A 25,327-nucleotide genomic window follows, 5' to 3' on the forward strand; every position below is an offset into this window, starting at 1 on the left:
CCAGGGTTAGATGCCAGCAGCTGTAATGTCACACCATGCTGCAGTATTCTCCTATTAATTGAGTTAATCTCCTTGAAATTTACAAGCTTATGGGCCAGATTGTTTATAAACTCCTGAATGCTGCTAGGCGTTATTTTGTCTATCTTCATGCTCCCAAACTCAGGGATAAGATGATGATTAACTTGCCTCCTGGTCACAGCAAATGTTTGCGGTCTAACTGTCAGCCTGTGACTTTCTAGCCATAGGGCAGCAAGCTCTTAAGGAGGTTTTTCTGATGGAAAAATTCTTTAACAGTAAATTCATGACCAAACTTCAGGAAATTGGTTATAAACTGGCCAACAATGTGTTTATACAGTCTTTACAAGCTGGATTAGGATCTCTCTTGGGATTGATTACCGTGGGATCCTTATTTCAAGTCTTAGCTGCAATTGGAAATGAAACTGCTCTAGGTTGGTTCAAAACAGGGGATGCAGTGTATAATACATTGACCTTGCCTTTCCGTTATTCAATGGATTTTATTTCTATCTGGGTTGCTATCTTCTTTGCTTATCATTATGCTAAGAATTTGAAATTAAAATCCCCTATTATGGCAGCTGTTGATACAGCAGTTACTTTCATGCTTGTGGCAGGAGCTTTTGTTGATACTGAAGAATTCTCCGGCCTGCAATTAGACTACCTTGGCTCACAAGGTATGTTTATCAGCTTCTTTATTGTCTTTGTCGTCGTACAGATTGAAAAATTCTGTTATGAAAAAGATATTAAAATAAAGATGCCAGATGTTGTGCCGCAGTTCCTGCAAGATAGTTTCGGCTCTATTCTGCCGGTATTCTTCTCCATCACTCTCTTCCTCTTGCTGAATGTTGGAATTGGAGCCTTGACAGCAGGAGCTTATAATGTTCCGTCTGGTTTTATGGCTCTCTTGCGTGCACCGCTTGGCGCTGTATCATCTGTTCCAGGGATTGTGATGCTTTGTATGTTAGCGCTGGTTCTTTGGTGCTTCGGTATTCATGGTACCCTCATCATTATTCCAATCATTTCTCCGCTTGGGATTCAAGCGGCAACAACCAATGCTGCTCTTCATGCGAACGGTCAGCCAATGCAATTCTTCCCAGTCTTACTCTACACTTCCATGGCTTTAGTTGGTGGTACAGGGAATACCTGGGCACTAGTCCTGATGGGCTTACGATCAAAATCTAAACAAATCAGTGCCGTATCAAAGATTTCGCTCATTCCTGGGTGGTTTGGTATCAACGAGCCAGTAACATTTGGTATGCCAATTATGTTCAACCCAATTCTTTGTATCCCTTATGTACTCAATGTGCCTATTATGATGATTTTGACTTATTTTGCTTACAAAACAGGCTTTATCATTCCAGCTTGGATTGTTGTCAGCGCTCAGTTGCCAATGGGCTTTAGTAACTATCTGACCACCCTTCGTTGGCAAAACTTTGTTTGGGACTATATCTTGATTTTACCAGCTATGTTAATCTACTATCCATTCTTCAAGAAATACGAAGAGCAATTGGTTAAGCAAGAAGCTGAAGCGGAAGCAATAGAAGCCAAAGGAGGTGCAGCAGCTTGATTGATGTAACAAAATTTTCCAGAGACTTTCTCTGGGGATCGGCTTCAGCTGCCTATCAAGTTGAAGGAGCTTGGGATGAAGATGGTAAGAGTCTGTCTATCTGGGACGTCTTTGTTCGCCAGCCTAATAGGACTTTTAAAAACACGACTGGCGACGTGGCAGTGGATCATTATCATCACTATAAAGAAGATGTTAAACTGATGGCAGAAATGGGGCTGAAAGCTTATCGTTTTTCTATTGCTTGGACCCGTATTTTGCCTGAGGGACGAGGAGAGGTCAATCAAAAAGGGATTGAATTTTATTCAAATTTGATTGATGAACTTCTCAAATATAATATTGAACCCATTATCACAATCTATCACTGGGATTTACCTCAAGTACTGCAAGATGAGTACGGCGGTTGGGAATCCAGAAAGATAATCGACGATTTCCTGTATTATGCAGAGATTCTCTTCAAAAACTTTGGAGATCGAGTGAAATATTGGATTGGACTCAATGAGCAAAATGTCTTTGTTGGACTAGGCTATCGGGATGGTCATTTTCCACCAGGAATCAAAAATATTCAGTTAATGCATCAGGTAAATCACATTGTCAACTTGGCTAATGCAACGATTATCAAACGATTCCATGATTTGAAAATAAAAGGTCAAATCGGTCCAAGCTTTGCTTTTCCTGTCCTCTATGCTCTGGATAATCAGCCAGAGAATGTCCTAGCCATGGAGAAATCTTTGGATGTCAATGTTTGGTATTGGATGGATGCTTATTTATTGGGACGTTATCCAAGGACAGCTCTAGCATATTTGAGAAATCAATTCGGTATAGAATTAGATATCCGAGAAGGAGATTTAGATATTTTAAAAGCAGGCCGTCCAGATTTCGTAGGCGTTAACTATTACCAATCCCATACATTTTCTGCTAATGTACCGAATGCTGAAGCTGGAGAGCCAGACCAGTTTAAGCATGTGCCAAACGAACACTTAGAGCGTACTAGCTGGGAGTGGGAAATAGATCCAATTGGTTTGCGAATTGCTTTACGGCGGATTACCAGTAGATATGACATCCCGATTATGATAACTGAAAATGGTCTAGGAGAGTATGATACCTTAACGGAAGATAGAAAGATACATGATCCATATCGGATTGAATATCTTGATAATCATATTACAGCTGTACAAAATGCCATCGAAGATGGTTGCCAAGTCATCGGCTATTGTACATGGTCTTTCACAGATTTACTTTCATGGCTTAATGGCTATGGCAAGCGTTATGGATTTGTTTATGTAGACCGTGATGAGGAAGAAGGTGGTAGTCTAGAGCGGATTCGAAAAGATAGTTTTTATTGGTATCAAAAATTAATTAAAGAATTTGAGAATAAAAGAGATAACAGTAGGAGTCATTCATAGAAAAAAGCCAGCAGTTTATATCTTCACAAACTGCTGGCTTGTCTCTTTTATTTTTCCCGCATTTGACCTTGTGGGAAGTAGGTTCCTTCTGGCATGTCGTTAATAATGACATGGACAGCAGACTGAGGTGCGCCTGTATTTCTGACAACAGCTTCAGTTACTTCCTTGGCAAGAGCTTTTTTCTGCTCCAGAGTACGTCCTTCAAACAAATCAATTCTAACAAATGGCATATTTTCTGCCTCCTTTATTTCGTTATTATTATTTTATCACAAATGAGGTTTTAAAGAGTAGTGAATTATGGTAAAATAATGTGAAGTAAAAATGGAGATAATGAATTAGCAAAGATTTAAATTATGGCTCAGTTATACTACAAATATGGCACGATGAATTCGGGCAAGACCATTGAAATTTTAAAAGTGGCCCACAATTACGAAGAACAAGGCAAGAGCGTAGTCATCATGACCTCAGCTGTTGATACCCGTGACGGTTTTGGCGTTGTTTCTAGTCGCATCGGCATGAAACGAAATGCCGTAGCTATTGAAGAACAGACGGATATTTTTGGCTATATCCAGCAGCTGCCTGAAAAGCCTTATTGCGTTTTGATTGATGAGGCTCAGTTCTTGAAACGCCATCATGTCTATGATTTGGCTAGAGTGGTGGATGAGCTGGATGTTCCAGTTATGGCTTTTGGTCTGAAGAACGATTTTCGCAATGAACTTTTTGAGGGTTCTAAGCACCTCTTGCTCTTGGCTGACAAGATTGAGGAGATTAAAACGATTTGTCAATATTGCTCTCGTAAGGCTACCATGGTTTTACGGACTGATAACGGAAAGCCTGTTTATGATGGTGAGCAGATCAAAATTGGCGGCCACGAGACCTATATCTCAGTCTGCCGCAAGCACTATTTTAACCCCGATATTAAGTAATCCAACGATAGAAAAAAGGAGATGATGAAAAATCTATGAACATCTATGAACAGTTACAAGCGGTTGAAGATCGCTACGAAGAGCTTGGTGAACTCCTAAGTGACCCTGATGTGGTCAGCGATACCAAGCGTTTTATGGAGCTTTCTAAGGAAGAAGCCAGCACCCGAGATACGGTGACGGCATACCGCGAGTATAAAAAAGTCCTGCAAAACATCACAGACGCCGAAGATATGATTAAAGACGCCTCTGGTGATGCAGACTTGGAGGAAATGGCCAAGCAGGAGCTTAAGGATGCCAAGGCTGAAAAAGAAGAATACGAGGAAAAACTAAAAATCCTCCTTTTGCCTAAGGATCCAAATGACGATAAGAATATCATTTTGGAAATCCGCGGGGCTGCAGGAGGAGACGAAGCGCAGTTGTTTGCAGGAGACCTCTTGCAGATGTATCAAAAATATGCTGAAAGCCAAGGTTGGCGCTTTGAAGTCATGGAGGCATCTTATAATGGTGTAGGCGGGATCAAGGAAGTGGTCGCTATGGTCTCAGGTCAGTCGGTCTACTCAAAGCTTAAGTATGAATCTGGCGCTCACCGCGTACAGCGAGTTCCAGTAACCGAAAGCCAAGGTCGTGTTCATACTTCAACAGCAACTGTCTTGGTGATGCCTGAAATAGAAGAAGTAGAATACGACATTGATCCTAAAGATTTGCGGGTGGATATCTACCATGCTTCAGGTGCTGGCGGACAGAATGTCAATAAGGTTGCGACTGCTGTTCGAATCGTTCACTTGCCTACCAATATCAAGGTCGAAATGCAGGAAGAGCGGACCCAGCAGAAGAACCGGGATAAGGCTATGAAAATCATCCGAGCTCGTGTAGCAGACCACTTTGCTCAAATCGCTCAAGATGAGCAGGATGCAGAGCGCAAGTCCACAATTGGTACAGGTGATCGCTCAGAGCGGATTCGCACCTATAATTTCCCGCAAAATCGAGTGACAGATCACCGTATCGGCTTGACCTTGCAAAAGCTGGACACGATTTTAGCTGGCAAACTGGATGAAGTCGTTGACGCTCTGGTTCTCTATGACCAAACGCAAAAACTAGAAGAGCTGAATAAATAATGACATTGGCTCAATATTTGGCGGAGTTAGAGCAAGAGCTGCTAGCAGCGGGAGAAGAAGCAGAAAACCTATCTTTCGTTTATAGGGCTCTCAATGAGCTCTCCTTTACCGACTTTGTTCTCAAACTTCGCGCAGAAGTCAGCCAGAAAGATCGTGACCAGCTAAAATCAATTCAAGAGCAGCTGCTTGCTCATAAGCCGGCCCAGTATATTGTTGGGAGCAGCGACTTTCACGGCTTGACTCTCAAGGTTGATGAGCGGGTGTTGATTCCAAGACCTGAGACGGAGGAGCTGGTGGAGCTGATTTTGTCAGAAAATCCCGAAAGTTCTCTGTCTGTCTTGGATATCGGAACGGGTAGCGGAGCCATTGCTCTGGCACTGGCAAACAGCCGTCCAAACTGGCAGATTACTGCTTCTGATCTCTCGGATGATGCTCTTGCCTTGGCAGCAGAAAACGCTCAGTCCTGTAATCTTAGCCTTACTTTTGTCCAATCCGATTGCTTGGATTCTATTAGTGGAGAATTTGACATTATCGTCTCTAACCCGCCCTATATTTCAGAAGCAGATAAAGACGAAGTTGGTATCAATGTTTTGACCTCAGAGCCTCATATGGCCCTCTTTGCTGAGGAAGATGGTTATGCCGTCTATCGGAAAATAGCAGAGCAGGCAGGGGACTATCTGACAGATATAGGAAAAATCTATCTGGAAATTGGTTACAAGCAAGGAAACGGCGTTGCAGAGTTATTGAAAAAATCTTTTCCCCAAAAACGAATCCGAGTCTTGAAAGATCAATTTGGCAAAGATAGAATGGTGGCGATGGACAATGGATAAGATAGAAAAGACTCTGGCAGCAGGCGGAGCGGTTGTCCTGCCGACAGAAACTGTTTATGGCCTCTTTGCCCAGGCTTTGAATGAAGAGGCGGTTGAACTAGTCTACGAATTAAAACGAAGACCTCGTGACAAGGCTCTCAATCTCAATGTGGCTAGCTTGGAAGAGATTTATGCTTTTTCTAAGAACCAGCCCTGCTATCTAGAGCAGCTCTATCAAGCCTTTTTGCCTGGCCCTTTGACTATTATCCTTCAAGCCAATGACCGAGTGCCAGCTTGGATAAACTCAGGTATGGAAACCGTGGGTTTTCGGATTCCTAAGCATCCAGTTACGCTGGAGTTGATTCGGAAGTACGGTCCCTTGATTGGTCCATCCGCCAATCTTTCTGGAAAAGCCAGTGGAACTTCTTTCCAGCAGATTATGATGGATTTTCAAGAGGAGGTCTCGGGGGTAGAAGATGATGCTGCTCTGACAGGTCAGGATTCAACCATTTTAGACTTGTCTGGAGAAAAGGCTCTTATTTTACGCCAAGGGGCAATCACTCGCGAGGATATTCTCGCCCAAGTAAATGATATAAAATTTTAACTTTTAGGACCTAAGGTCCTATTTTCGCAAAAGAAGGGAGACACCTTATGATTTTTGACCAAGAAAACTACAAAGCATTTGACCCAGAGATTTGGGAAGCAGTTGCTAAGGAAGAAGAACGTCAGCAGCATAATATTGAGCTGATTGCTTCGGAAAATGTCGTTTCTAAAGCTGTCATGGCCGCTCAAGGTTCTATTTTGACCAATAAGTACGCTGAAGGCTACCCAGGTCGCCGTTACTATGGTGGGACAGATGTAGTGGATGTGATTGAGAGTCTGGCAATTGAACGCGCCAAGGAAATTTTTGGTGCCAAGTTTGCCAATGTTCAACCTCACTCAGGCAGCCAAGCAAATTGTGCTGCTTATATGGCTTTGATTGAGCCAGGTGATACAGTTATGGGTATGGATTTGTCTGCGGGCGGTCACTTGACTCACGGTGCCTCAGTCAGTTTCTCTGGTCAAACCTATAATTTTGTACCCTATAGTGTTGATCCAGAAACAGAATTGCTGGACTTTGACGCCATCCTCCAGCAAGCTAAAGAAGTACAGCCTAAGCTGATTGTGGCGGGGGCTTCAGCCTATTCTCACATCATCGACTTTTCAAAATTCCGTAAAATCGCTGATGCAGTAGGTGCCAAGCTTATGGTAGATATGGCTCACATCGCTGGTTTGGTTGCTGCTGGCCTCCATCCAAGCCCTGTGCCTTATGCGGATATCACAACAACAACGACCCACAAGACCTTGCGTGGCCCTCGTGGTGGTTTGATTTTGACAAATGACGAAGACCTGGCTAAGAAGATTAACTCAGCAATCTTCCCAGGCATTCAGGGCGGACCATTGGAGCATGTCATTGCAGCTAAAGCAGTTGCCTTTAAAGAAGTGCTTGACCCAGCTTTCAAAGTTTATGCTCAGCAGATTTTGGACAATGCCCAAGCTATGGCTCAAGTCTTCCGTCAGCATGATAAGTTCCGTGTGATTTCTGACGGTACTGAAAATCATCTCTTCTTGGTTGATGTCACTAAGGTTGTAGAAAATGGGAAAGTAGCGCAAAATCTCTTGGATGAGGTTAATATCACGCTTAATAAAAACTCCATTCCTTACGAGACTTTGTCACCGTTTAAGACTAGCGGTATTCGTATCGGTACAGCAGCTATTGCAGCTCGAGGCTTTGGTGTAACAGAAAGCATCAAAGTAGCCGAGCTCATTATCAAGGCTCTGGAAAACGCTGAAAACGAAGCGGTGCTGAGTCAGGTGCGGGCGGAAGTTCGCGAATTGACGGACGCTTTTCCACTCTATGAGGGCTTGAACTAAGATGGATATTTACGTAAAAAAAGCGATTATTCATCAATTCAGCCCAGCTGATACCGAACTACTGCTGGCGGATAAGTTTCTCAACATTACTCCCAAGATTGAAGAATACCTGCGCAAGAAGATTGAGCGGGTCTATTCTGACGATGCTAAAACAGGTGTTTTCGATCCCGAAAACGTCTTTTTAGCCCAGCTTTCAGACGACCTACTGGAAACATCAGTGACAGTGGCCAAGCTCTGGCAGGAGGAGTTTTCTGTCAGTGAAAACCAGAAAACCAACGATCTGATTTTTGTTCAGTTTGACAAAGAAGGTGTGGAGCACTTTGCTTTTCTGCGAATCGCTCTGCGGGAAACTCTGACCCACTTAGGGGGTGAGGTGGACAATCCTATCAAACTGACGCAGAACAATCTGCCTGGCTTTGGTACGGGTGCGGACGAGGCTTTGGTCATCAATCTCAAGTCTCGCAAGTACCATCTGATTGAAAAGCGCATCAAGTATAACGGTGCCTTTCTCAATTATATGTCAGACAATCTCTTGCAGGTCAATCCGACAATCTCAGCTAAGAAATCAATCAAAGCACTTGAGAAGACAGCTCAGAAGGTTGCCGAGAGTTTTAACAAAGACGATTTTCAGTTCCAGTCCAAGGTCAAATCCAGTATTTTCAAAAATCTGGAAGAAAATGACGAACTGTCGCCTGAGAAATTGGCCGATGATCTTTTTGACGGCAATCTGACTGCCCGACTTACCTTTATTGACCAAGTCAAGGAAGCCATTCCTGAGCCAGTCAAGTTTGATGAGATTGACAGCAGTCGCCAGAAGAAGAAGTTCGAAAATCAGAAACTCTCCCTTTCAAATGGAATTGAGCTCATCGTTCCCAATAATATCTATCAGGACGCAGAGTCGGTAGAATTTATCCAGAACGACAACGGGACCTATTCTATTTTGATTAAGAACATCGAGGATATCCAAAATAAATAATGTTTAAATTTCTAAGAAGACTGATTTTAGTCCTTTTCGTGCTCTTTGCTGGCTATAAGATTTATCAGGTTCATCATGATGTCAAGCAGGTCATGAAGTATCAGACTTTGGTCAGAGAAGTGCTGGACGAGCAGGATACAGCGGCCAATGAAGAACTGGTACTGGCCATGATTTATACAGAGACCAAGGGAAAAGACACTGATGTCATGCAGTCCAGTGAAAGCGCGACTGGTCAGACCAATGCCATCACGGACAACAGAGAAAGTATTCGCCAGGGCGTCCAGACCCTGTCTGATAACCTAGAGTTAGCCAGCGAGAAAAAGGTAGATGTTTGGACAGCAGTACAAGCCTATAATTTTGGTCAAGCCTATATCGACTACGTCGCTAAAAACGGTGGTGAAAATACGCTAGAGCTGGCTAAGAAATATTCAAAAGATGTAGTGGCGCCAAGCTTAGGAAATGTAACTGGCAAGACCTACGGCTACTATAACTTTATTTCTATTTTCCACGGCCCAGAGCTCTATATCAACGGCGGTAATTATTATTATTCCCGTCAGGTCAAGATGAACATGCACATCATGCGACTCTTAAAATTGTTTTAGAAAGAAGTTTTCAAGCTTCTTTCTTTTTTGATGGTGAAGTAATAATCCGGATATTTGTAACCACGATGGATACATGATATAATTTTGTACATCTATCTTAAAAAGGAATGAAAAATGAACAAGAAACTTGCTTTTAAACTCCTCATTCTGGTTTTGGTGACAATTGCCGGTTTAACAGCTTTTTACAACCATAAAGAAGCCACTAGCCTCAATACAAAACAATTTGTGCAGTCAACAACGCCGACCTTGTTTTTCCACGGTTTTGGATCCAGCTCTAATGCTGAAAATCATATGACAGAGGCAGCCAAAAAGGCTGGAGTCACTCAGACAATTATCACGGCAAATGTCAGTAAAAACGGTCAAGTAAGCTTATTAGGAGAGATACCGAAAGGTGCTATCAATCCTATTATCAAGGTAAACTATGAAGATAACCGCAATGCCGACTACGCTCAAGATGGTAGGTATGCAGCAGCTGTGATTCGCAAGCTACAAGAAACCTATGGCTTTGATAAGATGAATCTGGTAGGCCATTCGATGGGGAATATGTCCATCCTCTTTTATATGCTGGAGAACGGTCAGGATGAAAAGCTGCCCGAGCTGCAAAAGCAGGTCAATATTGCCAACCATGTTAATGGTCTGCAAGGAAGGGACTTGCCTGAAGATTTGAGAATCCTAGACGACCAAACTGGCCAGCCTAGTGCTATGAGCCAGACTTATCAAAAACTACTGGGATTACGAGAAATCTATCCGCAAGAGCAAGTAGATGTTCTGAACATTTACGGTGATTTTAAAAATGAATCCGACGGTTCTGTCCTCAATATTTCTTCTCGCAGCCTCAAATATCTCCTGGTTGAAAATGCCAAATCTTACCAGGAAAAGAAAATCACAGGTCAGTTGGCTCAGCACAGCCAATTGCATGAGAATCCAGAAGTAGACGAATTACTAATTGACTTCCTTTGGAAAAAGTAGAAAAGAGCAGTTACTGGCTAGCAAATTCAGTGACTGTTTTTTCTTTGAACTTCTTTGAGAAATGTTGTAAAATGTATCTATTATCTCAAGCCCTTAATGGATGAGATAATAGTAACTCCATCATTGCAGCAACTTAACTGAAGCGCTCTGAACATCAAAAGGAGCAGAAATCACCAGCTCAAGAAACAGAAATTTGAGTCACTCAGAAAGAAGTTTGCTCTATAAAAAAGCTATAGAATTTGGGAAACTATAGCGGGAGGAAAAGAGGAAAAAATATGAAATTCAAAAAAACTTTAATGACAGCAGGAGCCTTGCTGGCTACTCTGTTTACTGTATCGACCGCAACGGCCGATTCAAATGTTCAGAAAGTCATTGATGAGACTTACGTGCAGCCTGAGTATGTTCTAGGTTACTCCTTAGATGAGAACCAAAAACAGCAGACCTTGCAGATGTTGGGCTACAATTCATCCAGTGATAGCAAGCCACTTAAGACCATGACACCGGAAGTCTACTCTAAGATTATGGATGTCGCCAACGACCCTAGCCTGCAGCTTTATTCTTCTGTGAAAATCCAGAAGTTAGGCAGCAATAAGCCATTAGAGGTCAAAATTGTCACTCCGCAAAACATCACTAAGGTTACAGAAGATATGTATCGTAATGCGGCTGTTACTCTAGGTGTTCAGCACGCGCAGATTACCGTTGCAGCACCGATTCCGGTAACAGGTGAGAGCGCCTTGGCAGGGATTTACTACTCTCTGGAAGATAATGGAGCGACCATTCCTCAGGAAAATAAAAATCTAGCGCAGGAAGAACTGGCTGCCCTTTCTGGTATCAATGCTGAAAATACAGGTAAGGAAGGCTATGATGCAGACAAGCTCAACGTGGCCCTGGCTGATATCAAAGCGGCTATCGCCAATGCTAAGAAGAACAACAGCAATCTGACAGCAGATGATGTCCGTAAGATTGTTGAAGAAACCTTGAAAAACTATGGTCTGACTCAGTCAGTGACCAGTGACCAAATCAACCTCATCGTGAATTTCGCTATCAATCTTTCAAACAGTGGAGTCATTACGGATTCTGACTTTACAAAGACACTTAGTGACTTGAAAGACAGCATCGTTTCAAAGGCAGGGGATACCTTTAACAATATTAACCTTAACTTTGATGCAAATGGCCTCCTTCAAGAAGGCGGTAATTTCTTTTCTAATATCTGGAATGCCATCGTCAACTTCTTTAAAGGATTGTTTGGTGGTTAATTCCAAGACTATGTAAAACAAGGCTAGAACATTTTAGTTCTAGCCTTGTTTGTTTCTACAGTTATCATTTAAAATAAGATTTGTTTGTTACTCCCACTCTACAGTTGCAGGTGGTTTGCTGGTGATGTCATAGACGATACGGTTGACATGGTCTACTTCATTAACGATACGAACAGAGATTTTTTGCAGAATATCCCAAGGGATCTTGGCAAAGTCAGCTGTCATGCCGTCTATAGAAGTGATAGCGCGAATCGCAATTGTGTAGTCGTAAGTTCGGCCGTCTCCCATGACCCCAACAGATCGGACGCCAGTATTAACAGTAAAGTATTGCCAGATGTCGCGGTCAAGCCCAGCTTTGGCGATTTCTTCGCGTAGAATAGCATCAGATTCGCGGACAGTTTCTAATTTTTCCTCAGTGATTTCTCCCATAACGCGAATAGCAAGTCCTGGGCCTGGGAACGGTTGGCGCCAGACAATTTCATCAGGCATACCAAGCTCGGTACCCAAAGCACGCACTTCATCCTTGTAAAGTGTGTTCAACGGCTCAATCAGCTCAAACTGCATGTCTTCTGGCAGACCACCAACGTTATGGTGGGACTTGATAGTCTGAGCAGTGTCGGTACCAGATTCGATAACGTCTGTATAGAGTGTTCCTTGAGCCAAGAATTTTACATCTTTCAGTTTGCTAGCTTCGTCGTCAAAGACATAGACAAACTCGTTTCCAATGATTTTACGTTTTTGCTCTGGGTCTGAGACGCCGGCTAGTTTATCAAGGAAACGTTTAGCTGCATCTGCTTTGACGATATTCAAACCAAATTTGCCGCCCAGCATATCCATGACCTGATCTGCTTCGCCTTTACGCAAAAGTCCATGATCCACAAAGATACAGATTAGTTGATCACCGATTGCTTTCTGTAAAAGAACACCGACAACAGAAGAGTCTACGCCGCCAGAAAGTCCCAACAGCACCCTCTTGTCACCAACGGTTTGGCGGATTTTTTGAATTTCCATGTCAATGAAGTTATCCATAGACCAGTCGCCTTTGGCTCCACAAATATCAAGAGCAAAGTTTCGCAGGATATCATAGCCAAATTCTGAATGACGAACCTCAGGGTGGAACTGAATGCCGTAGATTTTCTTAGTTGGATTTTCAATAGCTGCAAAAGGACAGTCAGCAGAAGTACCAGTACGGACAAAGTCAGTGGGAATTTCTGTTACTGCATCTCCGTGACTCATAAGAACTAGCTGGCTTTCAGGTGTTCCGTTGAAAAGGCTGGAGTTAGCAGTATGTGACAGAGTTGACTGACCATATTCACGATTTCCAGCATGACCAGCAGGAACAACCTTGCCGCCCAGCTTGTGAGTTAACAGCTGCATACCATAGCAAATCCCCAAAATCGGGATTCCCAACTCAAAAATTTCCGGATCAATATCAAAGGAGCCGTCTTCATATACAGAATTCGGACCGCCGGAAAGGATAATTCCGATAGGCTGGATAGCACGGACTTCGTCAGCGGTAATCTTGTGGCTCTTGAGCTCAGAAAAAACACCGATTTCACGAATGCGGCGTGAAATCAGCTGGTTGTACTGGCTGCCGTAATCAAGCACGATGATCTTTTCGACATCTTGCAATTCAGTTCTAGTTGTCATCTGTTCCCTTTCTTAAAAGAAGTAATCTTTTCCCCTCATTTTATCACAAAAAAGGAATTTTTCCAAGGTAATAAGGAGTAAGAGTGATGAAAAAACGAATATGAGTCTTTATTTGGCTTAACAGCTAGAATCGTGATAAAAGCAAGCACTTGAGAGCTAATACTTATCATTTAGTTTGACATTTGAAGTATTTGGTACTAAAATAAAGGAAGGTACCAAATAAGAAAGAAGAGCCGACATGTTACCCGCATATATTAAAATTCATGATCAGATTAAGAAAGATATTGACGATGCCGTTTGGGAGATTGGGGAGCGCCTGCCCAGCGAGCGAGATCTAGCCGAAACCTTTAAGGTCAGCCGTATGACCCTGCGTCAGGCCATCACACTCTTGGTTGAGGAGGGAGTGCTGGAGCGTCGAGTCGGGAGTGGTACCTTCGTAGCCAGCACACGCGTTCAGGAGAAAATGCGCGGCACAACCAGCTTCACGGAAATCATGAAGGCACAAGGCAAAACGCCATCTAGCCAGCTCATTTCTTATCGACGTACCCTGCCGAGCGAGCAGGAAGTGGAAAAGCTAGGCATCCACAAGACGGAAAATGTCATTCGGATGGAGCGGGTTCGATACGCTGACGATTTGCCAGTGGTTTACGAGGTGGCTTCAATTCCAGAGAAGTTCATTAAGAATTTCAAAAAAGAAGAGGTGACCAGTCATTTCTTCCAGACCTTGCAGGAACATGGCTATAAGATCGGCAAGTCCCAGCAGACTATTTATGCTCGGCTGGCTAAGGAAAAAATCGCCAATTACCTCGATATTCCTCGCGGCCATGCCATCTTAGGACTGACTCAGATTTCTTACTTTGACGACGGCACAGCTTTTGAATATGTAAAAAGTCAGTATGTTGGCGATCGTTTTGAATTTTATTTGGAAAACAATTAATTATTACAAAACTCTTGGTTATCACCAAGGGTTTTTAACTTGTCTTTTGCTCGGCAGAAAAAAGCTGATTGACATTTTGCAATCTCATATTTCGAGTGTATATTTCCCTTGTCAGACTAGAGTTTATCATGCTTTTCTGGTATAATGTTTCTTATGGAAATTGGAAAAACAAACCGAATGAATGCTCTCTTTGAGTTTTATGCGGCGCTTTTGACTGACAAGCAGATGAACTATATCGAGCTCTACTATGCAGACGACTACAGCCTGGCTGAGATTGCTGAGGAGTTTGGTGTTAGCCGTCAGGCTGTTTACGATAATATCAAACGGACAGAGAAGATTCTGGAAGACTATGAGAAAAAGCTGCACATGTACTCGGACTATATTGTCAGAAGTCAGATATTTGACCAGATTACAGAGAAATACCCTGACGACAGCTATCTGCAGGAGCAGATCGGGATTCTGTCTGGTATTGATAATAGGGAGTGACCATATGGCTAAACAAGTTATCTACAAGGGAATGTCTTGCTGGTTGTTGGAGTCGGAAGAACCTTTTCCTTCTAGGGTACAACTCATCTCCCCTGACGATCTTTCTAAGGCAATGCAAGAAGGCTTCAGCTGCTGGGGCTACCCAAATGAGATTATGAAAGAAGTCTCTGCTGAAGAATACGCTTGTTTAACTCGTTTTGGAAAATTTCCACTGAATTGATTGAAATAGAAACTAGGAGAAATAAAAAATGGCATTTGAAAGTTTAACAGAACGTTTGCAGAACGTCTTTAAAAATCTGCGCAGAAAAGGAAAAATCTCAGAGAGCGATGTTCAGGAAGCAACCAAAGAGATTCGTCTGGCTCTCTTAGAAGCCGACGTTGCCCTGCCAGTTGTCAAAGACTTTATCAAGAAAGTCCGTGAGCGCGCTGTCGGTCATGAGGTTATCGATACCCTCAATCCAGCGCAACAGATTATCAAGATTGTTGACGAAGAGCTGACAACCATCCTGGGATCTGATACTGCTGAGATTATCAAGTCACCAAAGATTCCGACTATTATCATGATGGTTGGTCTGCAAGGGGCTGGTAAAACCACCTTCGCTGGAAAGCTTGCTAATAAGCTCAAGAAAGAAGAAAATGCTCGTCCGCTCATGATTGCGGCGGATATTTACCGTCCAGCGGCTATAGATCAGCTGAAAACACTTGGACAGCAAATTGATGTACCTGTTTTTGCTTTGGGCACGGAAGTTCCAGCTGTTGAGATTGTCCGTCAAGGTCTGGAGCGGGCAAAAGCTAACCACAATGACTATGTCCTGATTGATACAGCTGGACGTCTTCAAATTGACGAAAAGCTCATGCAGGAGCTGTCAGATGTCAAAGCGCTGGCTAATCCCAATGAAATCCTCTTAGTTGTCGATGCTATGATTGGTCAGGAAGCAGCTAATGTCGCTCGTGAATTTAACAGCCAACTGGAAGTGACCGGTGTTATCCTGACTAAGATTGATGGCGATACCCGTGGCGGTGCAGCCTTGTCTGTCCGTCAGATTACTGGTAAGCCTATTAAATTTACTGGTACTGGTGAAAAAATCACTGATATCGAAACCTTCCACCCAGACCGTATGTCTAGTCGTATCCTCGGTATGGGGGACATGCTGACTCTGATCGAAAAAGCCTCTCAAGAATACGATGAGAAAAAATCGCTTGAAATGGCTGAAAAGATGCGGGAAAACACCTTTGATTTCAATGACTTCATTGATCAGCTGGATCAGGTACAAGGCATGGGACCTATGGAAGATTTGCTCAAGCTGATTCCAGGCATGGCCAATAATCCTGCTCTTAAGAATATCAAAGTGGATGAGAAAGAAATTGCCCGCAAACGTGCTATCGTATCCTCTATGACACCGGCTGAGCGTGAAAATCCTGACTTGCTGAGTCCTAGCCGTCGCCGTCGGATTGCCAATGGTTCAGGTAACAGCTTCGTTGATGTCAATAAATTTATCAAAGACTTCAATCAAGCTAAGCAGATGATGCAGGGCGTTCTGTCAGGCGATATGAGCAAGATGATGAAGCAAATGGGGCTCAATCCAAACAATATGCCTAAGAACATGCCTGGTGGCGGAGGAATGCCTGACATGTCAGCTCTAGAAGGCATGATGGGCCAAGGCGGTATGCCAGATATGTCAGGCTTAGGTGGAGCCGGCATGCCGGATATGAGCCAAATGTTTGGCGGCGGCCTCAAAGGTAAGGCTGGAGAGTTCCTGATGCGCCGCAGCATGAATAAAATGGCCAAGCAAATGAAGAAAAACAAGAAGAAGCGGAAGTAATAACAAAAAAACAATTCGCATAACTAAGTTTTATGTGGCTTGTTTTTGGAAACATCAGATTCAGATACGGAGACTTAGAATGAAGCCTTTTTTGACTCAATTGATTCATCGACTTGCTAAAACCTTTCAAAAATTATTGAATAAGCTGCCTAGCCACCCTATTTCTCATCTACCTGCCAGCAAGGTCGAAATACATCCTATTATCATGATTCCAGGTAGTTCAGCGACAGAGAATCGTTTTAATCGAATGGTTAAAAAACTCAACCGCAATCAGCATTCGCGTCATAGCCTAGTCCGTATTAAAGTCTGGAATGACGGACATATGACTTATCGAGGGCATTTGAAGCGGAAGGATAGAAATCCCATTTTTGTGGTTGGCTTTCAAAATAATCGCGATGGTTATGAAAACATCAAGCAGCAGGCGGCCATGTTTGACGCCGCCTTGACTGTTTTGCGAGAGAAGTATTCTTTTAACAGCTTTAAGGCGCTGGGGCATTCTAACGGTGGTCTAATTTATACAGTATTCCTGCAGCAATATCTGGCAAACCATTCTGGGTTAGAGATAAAAAAGCTCCTGACTATTGGCAGCCCTTATAATCTAAACAAGAAAAATCTCAATCAACGAGTTGCGATGCTAGATGACTTTGTATATAACAAAGGAAAACTTCCTAAGAAGCTGCAGCATTTGTCGATTTTGGGAATTTTTTTCCGAGATGGTGACGGAATTGTACATAAAAGCAGTGTAGAGGCTGGGAGCTTGATTTACGAAGGAAAGATTGCTTCACACAGAGAGGTAGTCATCGTAGGCAAGGATGCCCACCATTCCTCTCTGCCTCAAAATGAACAGGTAGTTGATTTGATTAGGGATTTCTTATTCTAGTGAATATTTTACATAATTTAATTTTAGTAAAAATTAGAAAGGTAATAAAACAATGAAAATGACAGATATTCTTTATAGGTATTATGGTGACTTTGATCTGGTAAATGAAAAATGGAACGAAGACTATGAAAGCATTTTGATTAAGCCAAAGGATGATCAAGAATATAAAAGATGCCGTTTGGCAAAGAAGACASCTAAAAAAGAAGGCTACTTTACAGTCTTTTGGAAAAAAGACCAAGACAATAAGAACATTCCATATACTGATAAAGACTTAGGTGATGAACTGGTTATTGTCGTCATCGAAGACCGTCATTTCGGTATATTTATCATTCCCAAAGAGGTGGCTATCAGTAAAAAAATTCTTTCTACAAAGGATTGTAAAGGAAAGATGGCTATGCGGTTTTATCCGTCCTGGTGCAGCAATTTAAATAAAACAGCTCAGGCAACACAAAAATGGCAACTGGATTATTTTCAAAAAATCGAATTAGAAGAATAAGTTTCAGGTAAAACAAGACAGAGTTTAATTTCTCAATTCTGTCTTGTTTTTATTATCCGTTTTTTTAATAAGATTGGACTATATATGTCCTCTTACATCTTTCCGAAAAACTATAATTTTCTTGAAAAATATATCTAGATATGCTATACTACTATTATAGAAAAAACGGAGAAATGTGATGAGACGTGAACTGTTATTAGAAAGAATTGATAAACTCAAGGCCACCATGCCCTGGTATATTCTGGAATATTACCAATCTAAGCTGGCGGTGCCTTATAGTTTTACAACCTTATACGAATATCTCAAAGAATATGATCGCTTTTTTAACTGGGTGCTAGAATCTGGTATCACGGATGCTTCGCATATTGCTGAGATTCCTCTCTCAATCTTGGAAAATATGACCAAAAAAGACATGGAGGCCTTCATTCTTTATCTGCGTGAGCGACCGCTTCTAAATGCCAATACAACTCAAAATGGTGTTTCCCAGACAACCATTAACCGGACTCTTTCGGCTTTGTCCAGCCTCTACAAGTATTTGACTGAGGAAGTGGAAAACGAGCAGGGTGAGCCCTACTTCTATCGAAATGTGATGAAAAAAGTTGCTACTAAGAAGAAAAAGGAAACTCTGGCTGCTCGTGCAGAGAATATAAAGCAGAAGCTCTTTTTAGGAGATGAGACAGAAGAATTCCTCCAGTATATTGATACAGAGTACCCTAAGAAGCTCTCTAATCGCGCTCTGTCCTCCTTCAACAAAAACAAAGAACGTGATCTAGCTATCATTGCCTTGCTGCTAGCCTCTGGTGTTCGTCTGTCTGAAGCTGTTAATCTTGATCTGAAAGACATCAATCTCAAAATGATGGTTATCGAAGTAACTAGAAAAGGCGGGAAAAGGGACTCTGTCAATGTTGCTGCTTTTGCCAAGCCCTATTTAGAAGAGTATTTAAGCATTCGGAGCAAGCGATACAAGGCCGAAAAGACTGATACAGCCTTCTTTTTGACTGAATACCGAGGCAGTCCTAATCGCATCGATGCTTCCAGTGTTGAAAAAATGGTGGCCAAGTATTCTGAAGACTTCAAGGTGCGAGTGACGCCTCACAAACTCCGCCACACGCTTGCTACACGTTTATACGATGCAACCAAATCTCAAGTTCTCGTCAGTCACCAGTTAGGGCATGCTAGCACTCAGGTAACAGACCTCTACACCCACATTGTCAATGATGAGCAAAAGAACGCTTTGGATAAATTATAATATTACATAATTTAAAATATTTAATACGGAGAATGACAATAACAACAAAAGAGCGAAAATCTAGTTTAGATGCTTCGCTCTTTTTCTTATAAAAATTCAATCCAGTAGTTTCGATGCGGCTCGACAATCAGCGGTTTGCCCCAGAAGTGCTTGAGATGTTCTAGATTTGCTGCTGTAATTGGTCGATTTTTAGAGTTGTACTTTTCAGCGCTTTCTCTAGTTAGGAAACATTTGACTGCTTCGTAGGAGCCTTCTGCTGTCTCTCTATTCAACCCTTCGAAGCTAACTTCATCGCCTGGCTGAGGATTATCCGTGAAGAGTTTTCCGATAAAATAGACCGTTTTACTCTTCATCAGATCGTAAGCCTTGATATTCTCTATTCGATTATTAGCTGCTGCAAACATGATGCAAAAGCTGTCAACAAGATCCTTTAAGGGCAGCAGATCTTCCTTGGGAACGAAGATATCTACCATGTAGAGCCCACCAATGACTAGGTTTTGGAAAGAAGGTTGCTGAATGACATTATCTAACGCCATGCCAAGCGGTAATTTCACAGCTTGATAGCCTGATTTTTCAAATTCTTCTTTCTTTTTCTCATAATCTTCTGGAGATATGCTAACATAAAAATTGTCTGGATTAGGAGATGGTTTTTTCTTCAGAAAAGCTACAACTGTGCGGTCCAACTGCTCAAACAAACCAAGGCTTTCTACTGGGACTTTCTGCATCAAGGCACCCCTTTCTCTGATTCCCTATCATTTTATCATATCTGGTAAATAAAGCCTAGAGAAAACTAGCTGGTTAAGGAAACGTAAGAATGTTGTTGATTTGAAATATACTGTTTACATGAAAAACCAAACTCTTCAAGAGCTTGGTTTTCTTTATGTCATATTTTAACCAACGATAGCTTCGGCAATTTCTTCTCTGCTGATTCCAGCAAAGTAGCGGCTAATATCAATCCTTTCAAGAGCTTTAAGGACATCTTCTCGCTCGTATTTAACGCCGCGCAGCACATCTTCCACTGCTGCTACATCCTCAATACCAAAGAAGTCTCCATAGATTTTAATATCCTGAATCTTGGATTCAACAACATTGGCAAAGATTTCTACCTTACCACTGGTAAACTTGGTGCCACGGCGCACGTTGTATTCAGGCGATTTACCGTAGTTCCAGTCCCAAGTTCCAAACTTGCTATCTCTTATTTGCTTGATTTCTTCCAGTTCTTTCTCAGAGAAGACATACTCTGTCATTTCTGGATATTCTTTCTTCATATAGTCCAGAAGCAGGTCGCGGAATTCTTCGACAGTAATCTTTTCTGGCAATTCATTGACAATATTTGTCACGCGTGCACGAACGGATTTAACACCTTTTGATTCGAACTTGTCTTTAGAAACTTTAAGCGCATTGGCCAAGACAGACAAATCAACATCAAAGAGCAGGCAACCATGGTGCATGATACGGCCGTTAATATAGGCCTGCGCATTGCCGCAGAACTTCTTACCGTCAATTTCCAGGTCATTACGGCCAGTGAATTCAGCCTTTACCCCAAGTTCTGCCAAGGTGTTGATAACTGGCGTAGAGAAACTCTTGAAGTCAAAAGCTCTATCTTCACTTTCCTTAGAGATAATGGTGTAGTTAAGGTTGTTTAGATCATGATAAACAGCTCCGCCGCCGCTGATACGACGCACAACTTCAATGCCATGCTCACGAACGTAGTCACGGTTGATTTCTTCGATGGTATTTTGGTGACGTCCCACTATGATAGAGGGTTTGTTAATCCAGAGCAGGAAAATTTCATCCTCATCTAAGAGGTGTTTGAAAGCATATTCTTCCAGAGCAATATTAAAAGCTGTGTCATTTGAGTAGTTAACAATGTATTTCATAAGCTACCTCTTTATACGATAGAGACTGGAACAATGATTTATGTCCAGTCTAATCTATCTTTTAAATTATTTTTTCTTAGGTGAGTGAACTGCTAATCCCAGTACATCTGCAAATGCTTCGTACATAACTTCTGAGAAGGTTGGATGACCGTGAATGGTCTTAAGCATTTCTTCTACGGTGATTTCCATTTCGATGATGGTTGATGCTTCATTGATTAATTCTGCCGCTGCAGGACCAATGATATGAACACCTAGGACTTCACCGTACTTCTTGTCAGCAATGACTTTAACGAAGCCTTGAGCTGCATCTGAAGCAATGGCTCGGCCGTTAGCAGCGAAGTTAAACTTACCAATCGCTACATCATATTTCTCACGAGCTTGCTCTTCTGTCAAACCAACTGCTGCTACTTCTGGCAGGGTGTAAATAGCTGCAGGCGTCAGATTGAGTTTAGCAACATGGTGATTACCTTTCAGCGCATTTTCAGCAGCAACTTCACCCATACGGAAGGCTGCATGAGCCAGCATCTTAGTACCATTGATATCACCTGGTGCGTAAATACCTGCAACAGAAGTTTCCATATACTCATTGACCTTAATGCGGCCGCGATCCAATTCGAACTCGACCTCACCAATGCCTTCTAGGTCTGGCACGCGTCCGATAGACAGCAGAGCCTTATCTGCTAGAATATCTTCTTTTCCTTCAACCTTGATACGGAGTTTGCCGTTTTCTTCGACGATTTCTTCCAACTTAGTTTCAGTCAGGATTGTCATGCCCTTGCGCTCCAAGATGAGGCGAAGATTTTTAGAAACTTCCGTATCCATAGCTGGTACGATGCGGTCCATCATTTCAATGACAGTGACTTTTGAGCCAAAAGTCATGAAGGCTTGTCCAAGCTCAATACCGACAACACCACCGCCGATAATTACCAGATTTTCAGGCACTTCGTTCATTTCCAGAATATCATCACTGGTCATAACGAGAGATGATTCCATTCCTGGAACATTGATCTTGCTGACTTTTGAACCACCAGCCAAGATAATCTTCTTCGTTTCTAGCAGCTCGCTGCCGTTTACAAGAACATTCTTGTCTTTAGTAATGGTACCAATTCCTTTATGAACATCTACGCCATAGCTGCGAAGAAGGCCAGCAACACCGCCAACAAGCGTATTAACAACCTTGTTTTTAGTTACTAGAACCTTGTCCATGTCCACTGAGAAGCTAGGATTTTCGATGATGATACCGCGATTAGCAGCGTGACCAAGGCTTTCAATGATTTCCGCATTGTGCAAGTAAGTCTTGGTAGGAATACAGCCACGGTTCAAGCAAGTTCCGCCGAGTTCAGACTTCTCAACCAAGGCAATTTTACCGCCTAGCTGAGCTGCTTTGATAGCCGCTACATAACCAGCAGGTCCGCCACCGATAACAACAATATCATATGCATCATCGCTCTTATCATCATCTGTGTTTGCTGCCGCTGTTGCAGGAGTTGGTGCTTCCGCAGGTGCAGATCCGCCAGCAGTTGGAATGTTTTCTCCTTCTTCTCCCAAGTAACCGATGACTTCCGTTACTGGCACGGTTTCACCGTCTCCTTTGAGAATGGCAATCAGATAGCCATCTTCTTCAGCTTCCAATTCCATGCTGACCTTGTCAGTCATGATTTCCAGAAGGATTTCCCCTTCTTTGACAAATTCGCCGACTTTCTTATTCCATTGGACAATTTGCCCTTCGGTCATATCCACACCGGCTTTTGGCATAATTACTTCTAAAGCCATTTTTCTTTCCTTTTCTAATTTAATTTTTCACTTGCTGAGTCTTTCGTTTCTTTACTTTTTAAACTAGCAAAGAAAATCTTATACCAACATTGAAATTGGGTCTTCAATCAAAGCCTTCAAGTCCTTCATAAACTTAGCTCCAGCCATTCCGTCAACTACACGGTGGTCAATGGTCAAGCCAAGACTCATAATTGGACGGATAACAATTTCGCCATTAACAACGACAGGTTTTTCTACTGTTGAGCTTACACCCAAGATAGCAGAGTTTGGCTGGTTAATGATTGGACCAAAGGACTGAACGCCAAACATACCTAAGTTACTGATTGTGAAAGTTGAGTTTTGCAGCTCGCTCGGAGATAACTTGCCTTCCAAGGTACGTCCGATTACATCTTTAAAGGCTACTACAAGCTCTGATAGGCTCATTTTTTCTGCATTATAGACAACTGGTGTCATCAAGCCATTATCCATACCGACTGCCATTGAAAGGTTGACATAGTTGTGTGTGATAATGGTCTTGCCATCCTCTGTCAAGGTCGAATTGAGGTAAGGATGCTTCATCAGTGTCTTCACAACAGCCAGCGAAAGCAGGTCTGTGACAGTTACTTTTTTGCCAGTTGCTTCCATGATTGGTTCCAGCACTTTTTTACGCAAGGCCAGCATTTCTGTCATATCAACATCATAGTTAAGGGTGAATGTTGGCGCCGTCAGGTAAGATTCTACCATCCGCTGAGCAATGACCTTTCGCATCGGCGTCATTGGGATACGCTCAATCTCACCATAAGGAGTGACATTATCAGGCACTTCTTCCGCTTTTTCAATTTGAGCAGGAGATTTGATTGTATCGCTCTCAACATTCTCAGGCAAGAAAGCAAGAACATCTTTCTTCATAATCTTGCCACGATGGCCAGTTCCTTGAATCTCTTGCCAAGCAATATTGTGTTCTTGGGCAATTCGTTTTGCCAGTGGTGAAATGCGCACCACGTTTGTATCTTTATAAGTTTCCACGTCTTCTTTGTGGACACGACCGTTTGCGCCTGAGCCAGAAACATCATAGAGGTTGATTCCCAAATCATCCGCTAACTTTCTAGCTGCAGGAGTCGCTCTTAGCTTATCATCAGCCATGACCTCTCCAATTCTAATTATGATATTAAGGGCGTAAAAAAAATCAAAATGAAAATAGAAAACTTAACGAAGAAATTTTAGTTTCTAGAAAAGTTAATTTTTCACACAGACTTTAGCCCATGTTCAACTCTACAAGTAACTTGGATACGAAACGTATCTCAAGTTACTACGGTTGCCGCTATCTGCGTCCAACCTAGTAGACTTACTAAGTCGTTCGTCGAATATTATCGATTCGACTCTCTCCTGTTGCAACTCTACAAGCAACTTGGATACAAATGCATCTAAAGTTATTATGGTTACCGCTATCGGCAATCAACCTTGTAGACCTACTAATTCGCTCATCGGATAAAATCGGTCCGAATAACGATTGTCTGTAATTAGTAAAATTTTAGCTACTTTGACCCTCTACACAAGATTATATTACATAAAATAATTTATGTAATCTAATTCATGAGAAAGCCTTTTCTTTATTATACCTTATTCTTTGTGATATGTCTTCTGAATAGCGTCTTTGATGCTTTCAACGGTCGGAATCATCGAATTTTCCAAGTTTTGTGCATAAGGCATTGGCACATCTTCACCTGCACAACGGCGGATTGGCGCATCTAGATAGTCAAATGCTTCAGACTCAGAAATAATCGCCGAAATTTCACCAATGAAACCGCTAGTTTTGTGAGCATCATTAACCAAAACGACCTTTCCAGTCTTCTTAACAGAATTGATGATAATATCCTTATCAAGTGGCACCAATGTACGTGGGTCAACCACTTCTACAGAGATACCCTCTTCTGCTAATTCTTCAGCAGCCTGCATGACACGACGAAGCATTTTTCCGTAGGTAACAACTGTTACATCGGTACCTTCTTTTTTGATTTCACCAACACCAAGTGGGATTACATACTCAGGATCCAGTGGCACTTCACCTTTTTGGTTAAATTCAGACTTGTATTCCAGTATAATGACTGGGTTGTTGTCTCGGATAGAAGCCTTGAGAAGTCCCTTCATGTCAGCTGGAGTTCCCGGTGCCACAACCTTAAGACCTGGAATGTGGGTAAACCAAGATTCCAAAGACTGCGAGTGCTGAGCCGCTGAGCCAACTCCATTACCTGCTGCACAGCGGACAGTCATTGGCACCTGCCCTTTTCCGCCAAACATATAGCGCGTTTTAGCGGCTTGGTTTACAATAGCATCCATGGCGATTACAGAGAAGTCCATAAAGGTCATGTCTACGATTGGACGCAGCCCTGTCATAGCTGCTCCAGCTGCTGCTCCAGAAATAGCTGCTTCTGAAATCGGACAGTCACGTACACGCTCTGGCCCGAACTCTTCCAGCATACCAACAGATGTTCCGAAATCTCCACCAAAGACTCCGACATCTTCTCCCATCAAGAGTACATTTTCATCGCGACGCATTTCCTCAGACATAGCGAGGATGATGGTATCACGAAAAGACATAGTTTTAGTTTCCATTTTCTTTTT

25 protein-coding genes and 1 pseudogene are annotated in these 25,327 nt (G+C 42.4%); 18 read left to right on the forward strand and 8 right to left on the reverse strand.

Annotated elements, in window-relative coordinates; all coding sequences use genetic code 11:
* Positions 1-245 (reverse strand): annotated as a pseudogene (locus K4H96_RS07875) (N-terminal phage integrase SAM-like domain-containing protein); the annotation flags it as partial.
* A gap of 29 nt (positions 246-274) precedes the next feature.
* Between K4H96_RS07875 and K4H96_RS07880 the strand changes: the two are divergent.
* A complete protein-coding gene (locus K4H96_RS07880; RefSeq protein WP_223336864.1) occupies positions 275-1,582 on the forward strand; it encodes a PTS sugar transporter subunit IIC in 1,308 nt (435 codons plus the stop codon).
* On the forward strand, positions 1,579-2,985 hold the full coding sequence (locus K4H96_RS07885) for a glycoside hydrolase family 1 protein (protein ID WP_223336865.1): 1,407 nt from the start codon (positions 1,579-1,581) through the stop codon (positions 2,983-2,985). The genes K4H96_RS07880 and K4H96_RS07885 overlap by 4 nt, the downstream gene beginning before the upstream one ends.
* A 47-nt stretch (positions 2,986-3,032) precedes the next feature.
* Here the strand turns inward: K4H96_RS07885 and K4H96_RS07890 are convergent, their stop codons facing one another.
* Positions 3,033-3,233 carry a 4-oxalocrotonate tautomerase gene (locus K4H96_RS07890; RefSeq protein ID WP_223310287.1) on the reverse strand — a complete coding sequence of 67 codons (201 nt, stop codon included), beginning with the start codon at positions 3,231-3,233 and terminating at the stop codon, positions 3,033-3,035.
* 105 nt (positions 3,234-3,338) lie between these two features.
* Here K4H96_RS07890 and K4H96_RS07895 point away from each other — a divergent pair, with 105 nt between their 5' ends.
* From K4H96_RS07895 to K4H96_RS07935, 9 genes are all read left to right on the forward strand, one after another.
* Complete coding sequence (locus K4H96_RS07895; RefSeq protein ID WP_002906591.1) at positions 3,339-3,911, forward strand: thymidine kinase; 573 nt, start codon at positions 3,339-3,341, stop codon at positions 3,909-3,911.
* A 35-nt stretch (positions 3,912-3,946) separates the two neighbouring features.
* Entirely contained in the window at positions 3,947-5,026 is a 1,080-nt protein-coding gene (gene prfA / locus K4H96_RS07900) for a peptide chain release factor 1 (RefSeq protein ID WP_002906590.1), read from the forward strand.
* Positions 5,026-5,856, forward strand: coding sequence for a peptide chain release factor N(5)-glutamine methyltransferase (prmC, locus tag K4H96_RS07905; RefSeq protein WP_223336866.1), 831 nt, complete (start codon positions 5,026-5,028; stop codon positions 5,854-5,856). Before prfA ends, prmC begins: the two co-directional genes overlap by 1 nt.
* A complete protein-coding gene (locus K4H96_RS07910; RefSeq protein ID WP_223310249.1) occupies positions 5,849-6,439 on the forward strand; it encodes an L-threonylcarbamoyladenylate synthase in 591 nt (196 codons plus the stop codon). The genes prmC and K4H96_RS07910 overlap by 8 nt, the downstream gene beginning before the upstream one ends.
* A 47-nt stretch (positions 6,440-6,486) precedes the next feature.
* Positions 6,487-7,749, forward strand: a complete 1,263-nt coding sequence (gene glyA / locus K4H96_RS07915; protein ID WP_223336867.1) for a serine hydroxymethyltransferase — start codon at positions 6,487-6,489, stop codon at positions 7,747-7,749.
* A gap of 1 nt (position 7,750) precedes the next feature.
* Positions 7,751-8,725, forward strand: coding sequence for a nucleoid-associated protein (locus K4H96_RS07920; RefSeq protein ID WP_223336868.1), 975 nt, complete (start codon positions 7,751-7,753; stop codon positions 8,723-8,725).
* Positions 8,725-9,327 carry a lysozyme family protein gene (locus K4H96_RS07925; protein ID WP_223336869.1) on the forward strand — a complete coding sequence of 201 codons (603 nt, stop codon included), beginning with the start codon at positions 8,725-8,727 and terminating at the stop codon, positions 9,325-9,327. The genes K4H96_RS07920 and K4H96_RS07925 overlap by 1 nt, the downstream gene beginning before the upstream one ends.
* 114 nt (positions 9,328-9,441) lie before the next feature.
* Positions 9,442-10,296 (forward strand): alpha/beta hydrolase, encoded by an 855-nt coding sequence (locus K4H96_RS07930; RefSeq protein WP_223336870.1) that lies wholly within the window; start codon positions 9,442-9,444, stop codon positions 10,294-10,296.
* A 275-nt stretch (positions 10,297-10,571) separates the two neighbouring features.
* Positions 10,572-11,552: a DUF1002 domain-containing protein gene (locus tag K4H96_RS07935; protein ID WP_223336871.1), complete on the forward strand. Its 981-nt coding sequence runs from the start codon at positions 10,572-10,574 to the stop codon at positions 11,550-11,552.
* Between the two features lie 87 nt (positions 11,553-11,639).
* Here K4H96_RS07935 and guaA read toward each other — a convergent pair whose 3' ends face one another.
* Entirely contained in the window at positions 11,640-13,202 is a 1,563-nt protein-coding gene (gene guaA / locus K4H96_RS07940) for a glutamine-hydrolyzing GMP synthase (protein WP_223336872.1), read from the reverse strand.
* 238 nt (positions 13,203-13,440) lie between these two features.
* Between guaA and K4H96_RS07945 the strand changes: the two genes are divergently transcribed.
* The 7 genes from K4H96_RS07945 to xerS all read left to right on the forward strand — a co-directional run bounded on the left by K4H96_RS07945 (position 13,441) and on the right by xerS (position 19,073).
* Positions 13,441-14,139 (forward strand): GntR family transcriptional regulator, encoded by a 699-nt coding sequence (locus tag K4H96_RS07945; RefSeq protein ID WP_002909746.1) that lies wholly within the window; start codon positions 13,441-13,443, stop codon positions 14,137-14,139.
* A gap of 153 nt (positions 14,140-14,292) precedes the next feature.
* Positions 14,293-14,625 carry a putative DNA-binding protein gene (locus tag K4H96_RS07950; protein WP_223336873.1) on the forward strand — a complete coding sequence of 111 codons (333 nt, stop codon included), beginning with the start codon at positions 14,293-14,295 and terminating at the stop codon, positions 14,623-14,625.
* Positions 14,626-14,629: 4 nt separating this feature from the next.
* The gene (locus K4H96_RS07955) at positions 14,630-14,845 is read left to right on the forward strand and encodes a 2-oxoglutarate:acceptor oxidoreductase (RefSeq protein ID WP_125438679.1); all 216 of its coding nucleotides are present in this window, start codon (positions 14,630-14,632) and stop codon (positions 14,843-14,845) included.
* Between the two features lie 28 nt (positions 14,846-14,873).
* Entirely contained in the window at positions 14,874-16,448 is a 1,575-nt protein-coding gene (gene ffh, locus K4H96_RS07960; protein ID WP_223336874.1) for a signal recognition particle protein, read from the forward strand.
* A gap of 79 nt (positions 16,449-16,527) precedes the next feature.
* A complete protein-coding gene (locus tag K4H96_RS07965; protein WP_223336875.1) occupies positions 16,528-17,328 on the forward strand; it encodes an alpha/beta hydrolase in 801 nt (266 codons plus the stop codon).
* Between the two features lie 52 nt (positions 17,329-17,380).
* The gene (locus K4H96_RS07970; protein WP_227956460.1) at positions 17,381-17,824 is read left to right on the forward strand and encodes a MepB family protein; all 444 of its coding nucleotides are present in this window, start codon (positions 17,381-17,383) and stop codon (positions 17,822-17,824) included.
* A gap of 178 nt (positions 17,825-18,002) precedes the next feature.
* Complete coding sequence (gene xerS / locus K4H96_RS07975; protein WP_223336877.1) at positions 18,003-19,073, forward strand: tyrosine recombinase XerS; 1,071 nt, start codon at positions 18,003-18,005, stop codon at positions 19,071-19,073.
* An 86-nt stretch (positions 19,074-19,159) separates the two neighbouring features.
* On the opposite strand, the gene K4H96_RS07980 is transcribed toward xerS, so the two are convergent.
* From K4H96_RS07980 to K4H96_RS08000, 5 genes are all read right to left on the reverse strand, one after another.
* Complete coding sequence (locus K4H96_RS07980; protein ID WP_061591776.1) at positions 19,160-19,798, reverse strand: hypothetical protein; 639 nt, start codon at positions 19,796-19,798, stop codon at positions 19,160-19,162.
* A 165-nt stretch (positions 19,799-19,963) separates the two neighbouring features.
* The gene (locus tag K4H96_RS07985; RefSeq protein WP_002921209.1) at positions 19,964-20,953 is read right to left on the reverse strand and encodes a lipoate--protein ligase; all 990 of its coding nucleotides are present in this window, start codon (positions 20,951-20,953) and stop codon (positions 19,964-19,966) included.
* Between the two features lie 66 nt (positions 20,954-21,019).
* The gene (gene lpdA, locus K4H96_RS07990) at positions 21,020-22,726 is read right to left on the reverse strand and encodes a dihydrolipoyl dehydrogenase (protein WP_223336878.1); all 1,707 of its coding nucleotides are present in this window, start codon (positions 22,724-22,726) and stop codon (positions 21,020-21,022) included.
* 78 nt (positions 22,727-22,804) lie between these two features.
* A complete protein-coding gene (locus K4H96_RS07995) occupies positions 22,805-23,848 on the reverse strand; it encodes a dihydrolipoamide acetyltransferase (RefSeq protein ID WP_002924687.1) in 1,044 nt (347 codons plus the stop codon).
* 477 nt (positions 23,849-24,325) lie between these two features.
* Positions 24,326-25,318, reverse strand: a complete 993-nt coding sequence (locus K4H96_RS08000; RefSeq protein ID WP_223336879.1) for an alpha-ketoacid dehydrogenase subunit beta — start codon at positions 25,316-25,318, stop codon at positions 24,326-24,328.
* Positions 25,319-25,327 lie beyond the last annotated feature (9 nt).

Origin of the sequence: Streptococcus sanguinis (assembly GCF_020729765.1) — a bacterium.
Lineage (GTDB): Bacteria > Bacillota > Bacilli > Lactobacillales > Streptococcaceae > Streptococcus > Streptococcus sanguinis_Q.

Coding starts and splice junctions, on each gene's coding strand:
- K4H96_RS07880 (WP_223336864.1), top strand. CDS start 275: ATGGAAAAATTCTTTAACAGTAAATTCATGACCAAACTTCAGGAAATT.
- K4H96_RS07895 (WP_002906591.1), top strand. CDS start 3,339: ATGGCTCAGTTATACTACAAATATGGCACGATGAATTCGGGCAAGACC.
- prfA (WP_002906590.1), top strand. CDS start 3,947: ATGAACATCTATGAACAGTTACAAGCGGTTGAAGATCGCTACGAAGAG.
- prmC (WP_223336866.1), top strand. CDS start 5,026: ATGACATTGGCTCAATATTTGGCGGAGTTAGAGCAAGAGCTGCTAGCA.
- K4H96_RS07910 (WP_223310249.1), top strand. CDS start 5,849: ATGGATAAGATAGAAAAGACTCTGGCAGCAGGCGGAGCGGTTGTCCTG.
- glyA (WP_223336867.1), top strand. CDS start 6,487: ATGATTTTTGACCAAGAAAACTACAAAGCATTTGACCCAGAGATTTGG.
- K4H96_RS07920 (WP_223336868.1), top strand. CDS start 7,751: ATGGATATTTACGTAAAAAAAGCGATTATTCATCAATTCAGCCCAGCT.
- K4H96_RS07925 (WP_223336869.1), top strand. CDS start 8,725: ATGTTTAAATTTCTAAGAAGACTGATTTTAGTCCTTTTCGTGCTCTTT.
- K4H96_RS07930 (WP_223336870.1), top strand. CDS start 9,442: ATGAACAAGAAACTTGCTTTTAAACTCCTCATTCTGGTTTTGGTGACA.
- K4H96_RS07935 (WP_223336871.1), top strand. CDS start 10,572: ATGAAATTCAAAAAAACTTTAATGACAGCAGGAGCCTTGCTGGCTACT.
- guaA (WP_223336872.1), bottom strand. CDS start 13,202: ATGACAACTAGAACTGAATTGCAAGATGTCGAAAAGATCATCGTGCTT.
- K4H96_RS07945 (WP_002909746.1), top strand. CDS start 13,441: ATGTTACCCGCATATATTAAAATTCATGATCAGATTAAGAAAGATATT.
- K4H96_RS07950 (WP_223336873.1), top strand. CDS start 14,293: ATGGAAATTGGAAAAACAAACCGAATGAATGCTCTCTTTGAGTTTTAT.
- K4H96_RS07955 (WP_125438679.1), top strand. CDS start 14,630: ATGGCTAAACAAGTTATCTACAAGGGAATGTCTTGCTGGTTGTTGGAG.
- ffh (WP_223336874.1), top strand. CDS start 14,874: ATGGCATTTGAAAGTTTAACAGAACGTTTGCAGAACGTCTTTAAAAAT.
- K4H96_RS07965 (WP_223336875.1), top strand. CDS start 16,528: ATGAAGCCTTTTTTGACTCAATTGATTCATCGACTTGCTAAAACCTTT.
- xerS (WP_223336877.1), top strand. CDS start 18,003: ATGAGACGTGAACTGTTATTAGAAAGAATTGATAAACTCAAGGCCACC.
- K4H96_RS07980 (WP_061591776.1), bottom strand. CDS start 19,798: ATGCAGAAAGTCCCAGTAGAAAGCCTTGGTTTGTTTGAGCAGTTGGAC.
- K4H96_RS07985 (WP_002921209.1), bottom strand. CDS start 20,953: ATGAAATACATTGTTAACTACTCAAATGACACAGCTTTTAATATTGCT.
- lpdA (WP_223336878.1), bottom strand. CDS start 22,726: ATGGCTTTAGAAGTAATTATGCCAAAAGCCGGTGTGGATATGACCGAA.
- K4H96_RS07995 (WP_002924687.1), bottom strand. CDS start 23,848: ATGGCTGATGATAAGCTAAGAGCGACTCCTGCAGCTAGAAAGTTAGCG.
- K4H96_RS08000 (WP_223336879.1), bottom strand. CDS start 25,318: ATGGAAACTAAAACTATGTCTTTTCGTGATACCATCATCCTCGCTATG.